Below are 11940 nucleotides of genomic sequence, written 5' to 3'. Positions count from 1 at the left end.
TTAGCACTTTGTTATCAATATATAGCTATAATGTTTGGTAACTGATATGTTCCGAAATTTACCTGATCCTGCCAAGCGGGCGATCAACAGGGAGGGTGCCATGTTCAAGGTTTTTTCAATCGGGCGGCGAAGGGTCGGGGCGTTATCGAGGCTGTGTGCGGCACTCGCGGCGGGACTGTGCGCCACCCTGGCGGCGGCTGAAGTTCAGGCCGCAGCCACGACGGGCCTGTGGGTCACCCCCCTGGAGATTGATTTCGGCCCGGTGGGAGTGGGGATGACTTCGGCCCAGGCGACGGTGACCATTACCAATTACAGCGCCGTGACGCTGAACAACTTTGCCGGCGGCGGCTTGGGCGCCCCCTTCGACGTCAGCCAGAACTGCGCCGCCGGGGTCGCGCCGGGAGGCAGCTGCCAATATTTCTTCACCTTCACGCCAACTGCGGCAGGCGATTTCAGCGCGGCATCATCCACCAGCACCAACCTGGGAAACATTTCGATCAACGTCCACGGCCGAGGCGTCGGGGCAAAGGTGGTTTATGACGCCCATTCCCTGGACCTGGGGGCTGTCTATCTCGGCAACAGTGCCACGCAACAGGTGGTGACCCTGCGCAATGTCGGCCTGGCCACCCTGACCGACTTTGCGGGCGGCGGCCTGAGCTTGCCCTTCTCGGTCACCCAGGACTGCGCCTCGGGGGTGCCGCCGGGCGGCTCCTGCCATTACTATTTCGACTTTTCCCCCGTTAGCGCCGGCTCGTACACCGGCACTTCCGCCAGTTCCACCAACGGCGGACCGGTAACGGTGGATGTCAAAGGTTCCGGAAGTTCATTGATTTTCGGCGCCGGCCAGCGGGTCTCGCCACTCTCGCTCGACTTCGGCCCGGTCGGGGTCGGCGCGACCAGCCAGCAGCTGAAGGTGGAAATCCATAACCAGAGCGCCTTTTCAACCATTTCCAGCTTTGCCGGCGGCGGGGTTGCCTCGCCGTTTTCCGCCACCCAGGATTGCGCCGCGGGGGTGCCGACGCTCGGCTCCTGCTATTTCTATTACACCTTCGCTCCCGCGTCAGTCGGCGAATTTACCGCAACCTCCAATGTTTCCGACAGTTACGGTTCCTTCAGTATTCTGCTGCATGGCACCGGCGTTGCCCCCGCCCAGAATGTCACCCCCCTCTGGCTCGACTTCGGCCCGGTTGCCCTCAATACCGCCAGTCCTTTCCAGACGGTCACCATTACCAATACCGGCATGGGGCCCTTGTCCGGCTGGACCGGCGGCGGGGTTGGCGCACCTTTTTATGCCATCCAGGACTGCGCCGGCAAAATTCTGCAACCGGGGGAGAGCTGCAGTTTCTCGTACCGCTTTACCCCGACGGCGGCCGGATTTTACACGGCGCAGTCCAATGTCTCCACCAGTGCCGGATCGTTTACCGTTCTGCTGCAGGGCGGCGAACATCCGTCGGATTATTCTCTCGGGGTCACATTTTCCGGCACCGGCAGCGGTACGGTCGCCAGTACGCCCGCCGGCCTGGCGTGCGGCGCGAGCTGCTCCTCCCCCTTTCCGGCCGGCACGCCGGTGGCGCTTACCGCCACCCCCGGCGAGTATTCGCTGTTCGGTGGCTGGTCCGGCATCTGTACCGGCATCGGCACCTGTGCGGTGACGGCGGATGCGGACAAAAGCGTTACCGCCATCTTCAACGAGAATACCGCCAGCAGGGCGAAAATCGGTTCGGTGCTTTTCTCCACCCTATCCCTTGCCTATGCGGCCGCTTCGTCTTCGGCAACGGACACCATCCTGGCCTGGGGGGTCGAGTTTGTCGAGGATCTGACGTGCGGGGAGGGAAAGGATATCATCCTGAAAGGGGGGTATAACGGGGATTATTCTTCGAACACCAGCGGTTATACCTCTTTGCAGGGCGTTCTCACCGTCGGGAAAGGTTCGCTGACCGTGGAACGGCTGGTTATCTTGTAGAAATCTCCAATCTGAATTTATGGCGGATGAAAACGCCCCCGATCTTTCCGTTGCGGAATGTCGGGGGCGTTTTTTTGTGCCCCTGAATCGGCGCGGCAGCCGGGTGGGGAGGGTGGCTGACGGCAAAAAGTTACTATATGTAGTAACTTTTTGGAAATATGACGTAATTTTGCGGATTTTGCTTTGTTGGCGGACGGGAATTTGGTATGAGAGAAACGGGTGTTACGGGCTTGAAAGAAATCAGCCGCTCTTGCCACATTGTGCGGACCACGCTCTCCACTGGCAACGAAAGGAACCGCATGTCAAAACTCGTTACCCTGCTCATTCTCGGTTTATTCCTGTGTTCCTGTGGGCCGTTGTACTACGGCTATTTGCCCGGCACCGATTACAAGCTGCTGCAGCCTACGGCACCTATCGACCTCCGGGGAAAGTCCTTTGCCGTTGAATTCAAGGATGGCCGCGGGCAGAACGACAAAATCGACTGCTCGGAATATACGCTCGACCGGGAGACGGAACTGGAAGGAGCGCTTGGCGAGCGATATTTCCGGGAAGCGGTGACTAGCATGATTCAGGGTGCTCATGGGAAAATCGATCCGGCCAGTCCGCACAAGATGGTGGTCGAGTTGCAAGGCGTCTCGTTCAAGCTGATCGGGGTGGTGTATGGCGTTGCTCATGGGTTTGTGCAATTCAAGGTTACTTCGCCGTTCCTGAATAAGACTTATTGTTCCGATATGACTGACAATGACGAGGATGCACCGTTAAAGTGGTACTCCCTTGTCACGCGGAAAACGGCAAGCAGGCTGATGGTATCGGGTTCGATGAGAAGGGCGACGGAGAATTTTGTCAAAGATCTCGCAAGCAGTCCGGTTCAATAGGGTAAAGCTTGGTGGCTGAATTGGGAAACACAAGTTTACGAGCGATTTAGGTGGGTTGTTGTTACGGATAGAAAATGTGGGAAAGTGCTTAAAACTATTGAATAAAGTTTGGGCTTGTCAGATGTGGGGGGCCGCTCCTTAGAGGTGGCTGTTGGAAGCTCCCATAGGCTGAAACGGAATTTGTTCCGAATAGGGGTATTATATTCTGGTTTTCGTATCAATTGGAATATTATCACTAAAATATATTTCGTATTTACATGTAGTTTGGCAATTTTGAATTATTGATAAAATTTTTTGTCCAAAACAGGCAGTTGGGCGGGGACCTACTAATAAGATGTTGTCTTAAGGAAAAACATTAACTATGGATTTGTCTCTAAGCCAGGAAGTGCCTCTATTTCATGGGTCTAGGGCTGATTTTTACCGTTTTAACCCGCTGTACATTGGTACTGGAGAAAACGCAGGACCTGGAGTCGGTTTCCATTTTACCGATTCATTGAAAGGTGCTGCAGCCCACGCTAAAGGCTACGTCAGGGGCGATGGAGAGCCGTTGGTGTATGTCTGTAGGGCGGTAACTGGTTCAAATGTAATTAGACGAGGAATCGCACCAGCAAAACATCCACCGGTAATTCAAAAGATATGGAACGAAAAACTTCCAGTTGCTTGCTCAAGACTATTTAGCGCCTTAAACTGGTTTGATGAGCTCGAAAACTACTTTTCTCCAATACTTGTTGCTGATTGCCCTTCTGACAATTCAGAAGCGAAGAAATGCCATTTTTTGCAACAATGCGGCATCGACTTTATAACTAACTATGAAGCTGGTTGGCAGGATGCCTATTTGCATGGTGATGTCATTTTACTGCTCAATCCAAATATGGTTGAAATTATTGAATGCCTTAGAGCTGATGAAATTTGTGCGGAAACAATCGGCGATCCGAAGAAATACCTTCTGTCTAACTCTCAGTTGCTTCTAGGTGACACTAACGTGCTTAGCTATCTCAGAAGGGCAACTGGAAGACAACTAGGACAGTGGAGCGGTGAACCCATTCACCGACCAGCCGTTGACTGGTAGGATACGCATATGGGGGGAATTCCGGGACGGAATTCCGGGGACAGTGTATTTAATTGTTTTATATACTGTCCCCGGAATACCTATCCTGTCCCCGGAATACCTATCCAAGCCGCTGTTTTCCGGCCCCGTTGGTCGCAAATGACAAGAAAGTACATGAGACGCTGTATGAAAATTGAACGGCATTACACTATGATTGTATCATTATGAATAATCTTCTTGACGTTCCTATCGCAGCAGTAACCGAGCTTACCCCTGAGCGCGCCGTATCTGTCATTCGCGTTATTCTTAGATCTGAATGCGGCTATTCAAAGCTGAGTCCAGCTGTATTGACGATCTCTTCTCGACTCACGACCGCGGACGGCGGCATTGACGCGGAAATCAATGTTCCCTCTGGGGCTATTATTCCGACAGATTGCATTTTTCAGTCGGGACTTAACGGGTTTCAGATCAAAGCAGGAACGGCATTCAAGCCCTGGACGCTGAGCGCGATCCGTAGCGAACTGCTCGACAGCAAAGGGGAACTATGCTCTGAGGTAGAACGCCTCGTTCGCCGTCGTGGGCGCTATATACTGCTTTGCACAGGCCATGACCTAACCCCGGAACAGCGTAACGATTCGCGGCAACACATTGCTCTCGTACTAGCGGAGATGGGTGTCGAAGGGTACGAAGATTTGGTTGAGGTTCTCGGTGCGAGTCAGGTTGCCGAATTTGCCGAGCGATATCCAGGGACAGCATCCCTTCTGGCTGTCGACCCAATTCAGGAAGCTTGGGTAATTGATGAATGGCAGCGTGACGCACATATGGCAAATCTCTTCGAAACATCACCAGAGCAGGATCAATTGATTGCCCAAATACGTGCAGGCTTGCAAAAGGAAACCAAACATTTCCGCATTCTGGGTGAGCCAGGTCTGGGGAAGACACGAATTGTCCTTGAGGCTGTTAAGGACGTGGACATTGCACCCTACGTGCTTTACATACAGCACGGCTCACAGTTCGGGCAGACAAGGCTCTTTCGCCAGTTACTGAAATGTGGTTACGACAAACCGCTTATAGTTGTCATCGATGAACTTGCAGAGTCTGAGATGGCAGATATTTGGAGACACTTAAAACCTCGTTGCGGCAGCCTGAAGATTGTGTCGCTGGATCATGGGAGAGACGAAAGCCACGACGAAGAAATTGTTAGACTCAACGCTCCGCGCCTGCCTGATGAGACGATAAAAAAGATACTTGTCCGCGGAGCTGGCGATTCAGGTGAGATCGATCGATGGGTCGCGATTTGCGAAGGCTCGCCTCGGGTTGCACAGGCGGTTGCAGATAACTTACGAGCAAATCCAGGTGATCTTCTGAAACCCCCGGCAACCGTACCGATTTGGACAAGATTTCTGCATGGCTACGGCATCCGAGATGAAGGTTCTGCGAGGCAAGTCGACTGCGTAACACAACACCTAGCGCTATTCAGCAGATTTGGGTACGAAGCCCCCGTAGGGAAAGAAGCGGAGTACATAGCGGAACTCATTCACGAAAATGATCCGACCATTGGATGGGCGCGTTTCCAGGAGATAGTTCAAAGCCTACGTGCACGAAGGGTTCTACAGGGGAGCAGAACACTATTCTTTGTGCCCAAGGCCCTTCACATCTATTTGTGGAAGCAGTTCTGGGAGCGCTATGGGCGAGGATTTGACTTCTCGCAAATCTTCGACGAGATGCCGGAGTCTTTACACGCGTGGTTCATGAACATGTTCAAGTATGCAGAGGGCGCGGCAACGGCGCACATAGTTGACGATATCCTTAGACCAGACGGCATTTTTTCTGAGCGCGAAGCGCTAATGTCGATGAAAGGTTCTCAATTCCTCTCGATTTTGGCTGAAGCCAATCCATCTGCTGTGCTGAGGCTTCTGGAAACGACAATTGGCAACTGGACGGACCAGGAGCTTTTAGCATTTGAGGAGAATCGGCAAAACGTTGTCTGGGCTCTCGAAAAGATCGCAGTTTGGCCAACGCTTACCGTCAGGGCTATCCAAATGCTAGGGCGTCTCGCAGTCAACGAGAATGCCAATTTCTCCAACAACTCCACGGGCACCTTGATTGGCTTGTTTCACATTGGCCCTGAGGCAGCTGCTACCGAATCGAGTCCCGAAGCCCGACTCCCGGCAATGCTAAAGCTTCTTCATGTGCCCCGTGATGCAGAACGTCTTCTTGGGCTCAAGGCGATGCGTGCAGCCCTCGACAGTCGTAGCATGAGCTTCCGGATTGTCGGGCCTGAGTATCAAGGGCTACGGGAGAGAGCAAAACTCTGGATACCTACGACATACGGCGAGTGGTGGCAAGCCAAGTTCGTCTATTTCCAGACGCTGGTTGATGAGACCCGGAAGTGGCCGCACTCCCTGCAAACTGAAGTCTGCGAGACCTTGCTGGAAGCCGTAGAACAGCAAATTACAACACCACCATGTACCGAGTTGGCGTTTCAAGTCCTCAATCTACTTGTGGATGATCCTGCGATGTCACCAGAGAAGCTGAATGCCTTCTTTTGGGATTGGAGGGAGTATCAAGACGATGGTAAGCACCCAGAAATCACCACAAGGGTTAGCCGCCTTGAGCGTCGTTACACAAGGCGTGATTTAGCGAGCCGGTTTCAACGCTACGTAATCGATGTGGACTGGATGGAATGGGACGAGGCCTTTCGCGAGCGGCACAACAAGATCAGGAGCCGTGCGAAGAGTCTGGTTAACGCTTTGGCTCGCCGCATCGCAAAGCATCCCGAGAAGATGAGTCAGATTCAGCACCTCCTATCGCCAGCGAAAAATGCGCCTGCACTGTGGCATTTCGGAGAACAGTTGGCACAGAATGATAGGTCGTGTGAATTGTTACCCTCACTCATTGAGCTGACACAGGAAACAAAACACCAAGTGTGCCTGCACGGCTACCTTTCAGCAGTTCGGTTACGTGATCCCGATTTCTATCTCGTCACAGTGGGAAGCTTTCTTGACATAGAGAGTACAGCATGGCTGGGCGCAACTATTGCGCTTCGCTCCGTCTATGATGATGGGCTGTTCGTTAAGTGCCAGGATGCACTGGAAAAGAAATGGATCGATCCACCTCTTTTCCAGGTGTTGCAATATGGTAAGGCCATCGAATCGGTTCCCCCAGAAAGAGTGAGGCGTCTGCTTTGTCAGCTGAACGACCATGGAGGACGGGACTCGCTATCCTTGCTGATTGATCTGCTGGAGTCCATCCCGTTCAACGAATCATCGCAGTTCAGTCCAGACTTCGTGTTCGGGGTCTTGTCTCGGTCCATCCCTGACGAGGAAAGCCGAAATGTAATGCACGGCTACCACTGGAAAAATGTCTGCTTAAAACTGATCAAGTGGGACCCAAGTCGTGCACTTCCTATGCTGGATTATTTGCTTACTAAAATGGGCAAAGTCTACCGTTTGAGCTACGACCACGACGTTGTGCCTCTCGCAAATGAGATCGTACGAGCCAATCCGGCAGAAGCATGGATGGTAGTAAAGTCACACTTCGAAGCAACGCTTCCAAAATGGCGAGGAGATCTCTTCAGTTGGCTAAAGGGCGGCCTATCAGGATTCGATGAAAAAGATCCGAGAGGGGCAATAGTTGATTTGCCGGTTCCGGAAATTCTAGAATGGATTGAAGAAGACCCTGCATCCAGAGCGGCGCTGATGGCTCACGCAGTTCCCGGAACCCTGGATGAAGACAGTGGGGGGCGTTTGACGAAGGAATTATTATACAGGTATGGCGAGTTCGATGGTGTTCAAAGTGGAATCAGTGCGACATTTCACTCCGGTGGATGGACTGGCCCAACAAGTGCTCATCTGAAGCGAAAGCGAGAGAAACTTCGGCGTTGGTTGGCAGCTGGCTTCGGGGCCGAAGTGACACAATGGATCGAAAATGAAATTGAGTACTTGGATCGAAGTATCGATCGCGAGGAAATCAGCGAGGAGCGTTCGAGATTTGATTGAGCGGTACAGTAATAAGTAATAAGAATAAGTAATAAGGGTCAGGTCTACATTCTACATAGAATAAGTAATAAGGGTCAGGTCTACATTCTACATAAAATGGAAAATGTAGACGCGACCCCTTACGTTCCCCGCATTCTACATAAAATGGAAAATGTAGACGCGACCCCTTACGTTCCCCGGGGCCATCTGCTGTTACCCCCTCTAGCTACAAAGGATGGTCAACATTCCGGCAAAAAGCAAATGACTCAGGCATTAGTTACACAATTGTTGATGCAAAGAAAAGCATTGCAGACATTGTGACTTGGGTACGATTTGCGTGGCCGACGGCAAGAGATCAAGAGGCAGAACCATTATTGCTTGGTCTCCTCGACTCAATAAAAGGAGGAATGGGGGAGTATAAGCCGAGGGACGGAGAAACGATTTACCGGCCCGTCAAATAGAGGGAGTATCTAAGGGGACTGAGTTGATTAGTTGGGTAAGTCAATAAATCAACAACGTCCCCTGGCGGCCCCCCTTTCAAGACCTGACCCCCATGAGCTTGTGTTAGACACCGACCGGGGCTGAGAGGCGCCCCGGTGCGGGTCAAGGCCCGGCCCGTTAAGTGTACACAGAAAATAACAAACGGAGAGCAAATGTCAGACCTGAATTGGAGCAGTTATGTTGGCATGATAACAGGAATAATTGGTGCTGTTACCGGTATCATGGGGTATCGAAAAGCTAGCAGCCTCAAATCTCTTGACCTCCGCCTGGAACTTCAAAAAGCAACTCATGATGCATTTACAGATGTTCATCAAATTGAAGAACTAATAGATAAAGCGAATAAATCAAGACAAGCGGTAGCAGCCGCAAGAAGACTTTCGGGATCAGGCATGATGAAGAAGTGGAAAGATGACGTTGAAGAAGACAAAATTCAACTAGCAAAACTGCTAGAAAATGCCCCTAATCCAAAAGAAAACTTTAAAAAATGCTCACAAAGCATTCTGGAATCTAAGTTGATAGAATTACATAAGTTTCAAACAGCGGTAAACGATCTAAAAAATAGGTATATTGCTGAGTTAAGATTGGACGAAGAGTCGAGAAAACAAATTAGGGAAGACCATCGGAAGAGTTTCTAGTAACGCTGAAGCACCTAACTTCCGGCTAGACCCGTCGGCGATAATCCTGCCGCCGGTCAGCCGGAGCCCGTTATGCGAGGATTAAATAGAAATTCCTTGCGGAGTTCCGCGGACACCATACCTAATTCAACCGAGATAAGTATGGTGTCCCCGGAATTACCGCTCGCCGGCCCCCCCGCCCGTAGCCTCTACTGCGTTCTTCCCCCGTCCCGATCTCACTTCCCGCCGAATACCTTACGCAGGAGATCGGTGGTCTGGGCGGCCGGATTGGTCCGGATCTTCTTCTCCTCCTCTCCTACCTTGAGGAACAGCCCGTCGAGGGCCTTGTTGGTGACGTAGCTGTCAAGATCGAGGGACGGGAGCCCCGCCAGCGAGGCGAGCGGGATGTTTTCGTATTTCCCGATCATCTCTTTGTAGGCCCGGGCGGTCCCGACCTGGTCCATGCTCGCGGCCACGGTCGGCTTGAAGGCGTTGAAGAGCTGCGTCCTGGTCTTCTTCTCGAAAAACGCGGTCGCGGCGGTGTCGCCGCCGCTCAGGATTCCCCGGGCATCGTCGACGGTCATCTGCCGGATGGCGTCGCCGAAGAAGCTGGCCGCCTTGGGGGCCGCTTTCTCCGCCGCCCGGTTCATGCTCAGGACGAAGTTGTCGACCTGTTGCTGGTAGCCGACCTCCCCCAGGAAATCCGCCACCTGCTGGACTTTGTCGGGGAGGAGGATCTTGATGAGGCTGTCGCCGAAATAGCCGTTCGGCTTGGCCACCTCGGTGACGGCGCGCTCGGTGCCGGTGGCCAGCGCCTCTTTGAGCCCCTTGACGATGGTGCTGTCGTCGAGGCTGCTCTGCTGCTGCAGCGCCGGGAGTACTTCGCGCGTCAGATCGTCGAGAAAGCCGGCCCTGCTGAGGGTGGGGCAGAGGAGCAGCGCGGCGATTGCCAGACAGAGCGGGCGATTCATGGGAGACCTCCTTGTCGGCCGTTGAATAACGGTTGTAAAACGACGCTTTTCTCCCAAGTATACGTGCAAAGTAACAGGTTACAAATCGCCGGCCGGCCCCTTCATGTCCCTCCATCTCCGCAGCGAGCCGGTGCCACCGTTTAGAGCAACGGGCAGACGGCCAGATCGACCGTCATCGCCCCTCAATAATCAGTTTTTCCCCCTGTTGCCGTAGGCTGCCATGAAAACGTCTATGGCACGATCGGTAACCTGCTTGATTTCCTCCGCGCTGACTTCTCCCAGGAGCTGAAACAGGAAACGCTCGATCAGTTCGGATTCAAGCAGGCTGAGCAGATGCCGGGCCGCGACAACCGGATCGGCCTGCCGGAGCCTGCCAAGTCCCATTGCCGTTTTGAGGCAGTCTGCAATCAGGTCCTGCCCGCGCAGTACGCCGCGCTCGTACATCAGTCGCCCAAGATCGCTTCGGCCGGACACAGAGATGGCCAAGTGCCGATTTGCCTTAACGGATGGCGAGTAAAGAAATGTCAGCCAACGTCTGCCGAACTGGCGCAGCGACCCGGCGATATCTTCCGCCGCAGGATCGATCGCCCGGAAGACGGCCTCGAATTCAGTGTTATTGGAGAGTGTCATTACTTCATAAAACAGTTCACCCTTGGACGGGAAGTAATTGTAAAGCGTCGCTTTCGAACCGCCCACCCTGGCGCAGATTTCTGACATCGAGGTCCGCTCGAACCCATACTCCTGGAAAGCCTGTGCCGCTACCGAGAGAATATGCTGCCGTTTTGTGTCGGATTTTTTTGCCATGCCCGTGTGGTTTCTCCTTGCGTTGTGGATGAGCGATACCCGTTCCCATAGACCTGCACAAATGTTTATTTCCTGCGGGGCAGAAAACAAATCACCGCGATTATGGCCCAGCAAATCATCGTTCCGAAGACGATAATTTTCAACAGGATTATCGATGCCATACGATAAGTCAATGCTGGAACAGCAGATGGATGATATTTGTCGGGAAATCCTCGGACGGTTCGGCTGCAAGGATGAAGTAGAAGACGAGCAGGACGATAAGCGCAATCACGCTGTATAACAATAATCTGGATCTTTCCATATCAGCACCTCAAGGCTGACTGTCGATTCTCACGGCACCGGCAGAGCAAACGACCAGCCAACCGGTCACTGTGCCGCCGATTTAGCCTCAAATTTATCCGCATCGGAATTGAGGACTACAATATCAACCCGTCTGTTTTTTGCCCGGCCTTCTGGCGTGTCGTTTGTGTCAATCGGGCGGTATTCACCGTTGCCTACCGTTGACATTCTCTCGGGTTCCAAACCGTATGCTTCTGTCAGAAGATGCATGATGTTGTTTGCCCGAGCGCTTGAGAGCTCCCAGTTCGAGCGGAACTGGGACGTTCTTATGGGAATATTGTCGGTATGCCCTTCTATCCTTAACTCATTTGCATAGATGGCAAGCGACCGAGCTATCGTTGCAATGACACTTATTGACTGCTGTTTAACTTTGGCACTCCCTGAATCAAAGAAACCGGCCTCTTTCAAGCTTATTACCAGGCCGCGTCTCGTAATATCGACGATTACCTTGTCTGTTTTTCCTTCTTTGATGAGATATGCCTCAATGGAGGACTTGATTCGCTTGAATTCGTTTTCTGTAGCGGTAATTTTTATGCCGGAATGATTGCTGACTCCTTTTTGCTGCGTTGAGATCGATGCCGGTGCCGATTTTATACTTGGAATGGGATCGATCCGGTTTGATGGAATCACATTGAGTTTGGCTCCCTGAGATCCGGCAACGGACATGCCGAAGGCCTGCTGGATTGATTGCATCACTTCTTCTGTTTTCTTTTTGTCGGCTTGCGACATGGCATACAAGACAACAAAGACTGCAAACAAAAGGGTTAACAAATCTCCGTAGGAGACAAGCCAGCGTTCGTGGTTAAGCTGTTTTTCCGGTTTGCGGTTTTTTGCCATAGTTCCCC

The 11940-nt window shown here is 52.5% G+C and carries 9 protein-coding genes; 5 read left to right on the top strand and 4 right to left on the bottom strand.

Going from position 1 to position 11940, the window contains the following annotated elements; genetic code table 11:
- Nucleotides 1–100 precede the first annotated feature (100 nt).
- The 5 genes from QMN23_RS15105 (at nt 101) to QMN23_RS15085 (ending at nt 9002) form a co-directional block, all read left to right on the top strand.
- Nucleotides 101–1963, top strand: a complete 1863-nt coding sequence (locus QMN23_RS15105; protein WP_282000163.1) for a choice-of-anchor D domain-containing protein — start codon at nt 101–103, stop codon at nt 1961–1963.
- Nucleotides 1964–2262: 299 nt separating this feature from the next.
- Nucleotides 2263–2838: a hypothetical protein gene (locus QMN23_RS15100; protein ID WP_282000162.1), complete on the top strand. Its 576-nt coding sequence runs from the start codon at nt 2263–2265 to the stop codon at nt 2836–2838.
- Between the two features lie 361 nt (nt 2839–3199).
- Nucleotides 3200–3907, top strand: coding sequence for a hypothetical protein (locus tag QMN23_RS15095; protein WP_282000161.1), 708 nt, complete (start codon nt 3200–3202; stop codon nt 3905–3907).
- 203 nt (nt 3908–4110) lie between these two features.
- Nucleotides 4111–7887, top strand: a complete 3777-nt coding sequence (locus tag QMN23_RS15090) for a hypothetical protein (RefSeq protein WP_282000160.1) — start codon at nt 4111–4113, stop codon at nt 7885–7887.
- Nucleotides 7888–8519: 632 nt separating this feature from the next.
- Nucleotides 8520–9002, top strand: a complete 483-nt coding sequence (locus QMN23_RS15085; protein WP_282000159.1) for a hypothetical protein — start codon at nt 8520–8522, stop codon at nt 9000–9002.
- Between the two features lie 215 nt (nt 9003–9217).
- Here the strand turns inward: QMN23_RS15085 and QMN23_RS15080 are convergent, their stop codons facing one another.
- From QMN23_RS15080 to QMN23_RS15065, 4 genes are all read right to left on the bottom strand, one after another.
- Entirely contained in the window at nt 9218–9952 is a 735-nt protein-coding gene (locus QMN23_RS15080; protein ID WP_282000158.1) for a DUF4197 domain-containing protein, read from the bottom strand.
- A 189-nt stretch (nt 9953–10141) separates the two neighbouring features.
- The gene (locus tag QMN23_RS15075; protein ID WP_282000157.1) at nt 10142–10870 is read right to left on the bottom strand and encodes a TetR/AcrR family transcriptional regulator; all 729 of its coding nucleotides are present in this window, start codon (nt 10868–10870) and stop codon (nt 10142–10144) included.
- Between the two features lie 55 nt (nt 10871–10925).
- The gene (locus QMN23_RS15070; RefSeq protein ID WP_282000156.1) at nt 10926–11057 is read right to left on the bottom strand and encodes a hypothetical protein; all 132 of its coding nucleotides are present in this window, start codon (nt 11055–11057) and stop codon (nt 10926–10928) included.
- 65 nt (nt 11058–11122) lie between these two features.
- Nucleotides 11123–11932: a flagellar motor protein MotB gene (locus QMN23_RS15065; protein WP_282000155.1), complete on the bottom strand. Its 810-nt coding sequence runs from the start codon at nt 11930–11932 to the stop codon at nt 11123–11125.
- Nucleotides 11933–11940 lie beyond the last annotated feature (8 nt).

Source organism: Geotalea uraniireducens, assembly GCF_027943965.1.
Classification (GTDB): domain Bacteria; phylum Desulfobacterota; class Desulfuromonadia; order Geobacterales; family Geobacteraceae; genus Geobacter; species Geobacter uraniireducens.
The sequence above is the reverse complement of the archived record's forward strand: the minus strand, read 5'-3'. Positions and strand labels throughout refer to the sequence as shown.

Excerpts from the sequence above, each read along its gene's own strand:
- QMN23_RS15090 (WP_282000160.1), top strand. The coding sequence starts at position 4,111 with ATGAATAATCTTCTTGACGTTCCTATCGCAGCAGTAACCGAGCTTACC.
- QMN23_RS15080 (WP_282000158.1), bottom strand. The coding sequence starts at position 9,952 with ATGAATCGCCCGCTCTGTCTGGCAATCGCCGCGCTGCTCCTCTGCCCC.
- QMN23_RS15095 (WP_282000161.1), top strand. The coding sequence starts at position 3,200 with ATGGATTTGTCTCTAAGCCAGGAAGTGCCTCTATTTCATGGGTCTAGG.
- QMN23_RS15100 (WP_282000162.1), top strand. The coding sequence starts at position 2,263 with ATGTCAAAACTCGTTACCCTGCTCATTCTCGGTTTATTCCTGTGTTCC.
- QMN23_RS15105 (WP_282000163.1), top strand. The coding sequence starts at position 101 with ATGTTCAAGGTTTTTTCAATCGGGCGGCGAAGGGTCGGGGCGTTATCG.
- QMN23_RS15065 (WP_282000155.1), bottom strand. The coding sequence starts at position 11,932 with ATGGCAAAAAACCGCAAACCGGAAAAACAGCTTAACCACGAACGCTGG.
- QMN23_RS15070 (WP_282000156.1), bottom strand. The coding sequence starts at position 11,057 with ATGGAAAGATCCAGATTATTGTTATACAGCGTGATTGCGCTTATCGTC.
- QMN23_RS15085 (WP_282000159.1), top strand. The coding sequence starts at position 8,520 with ATGTCAGACCTGAATTGGAGCAGTTATGTTGGCATGATAACAGGAATA.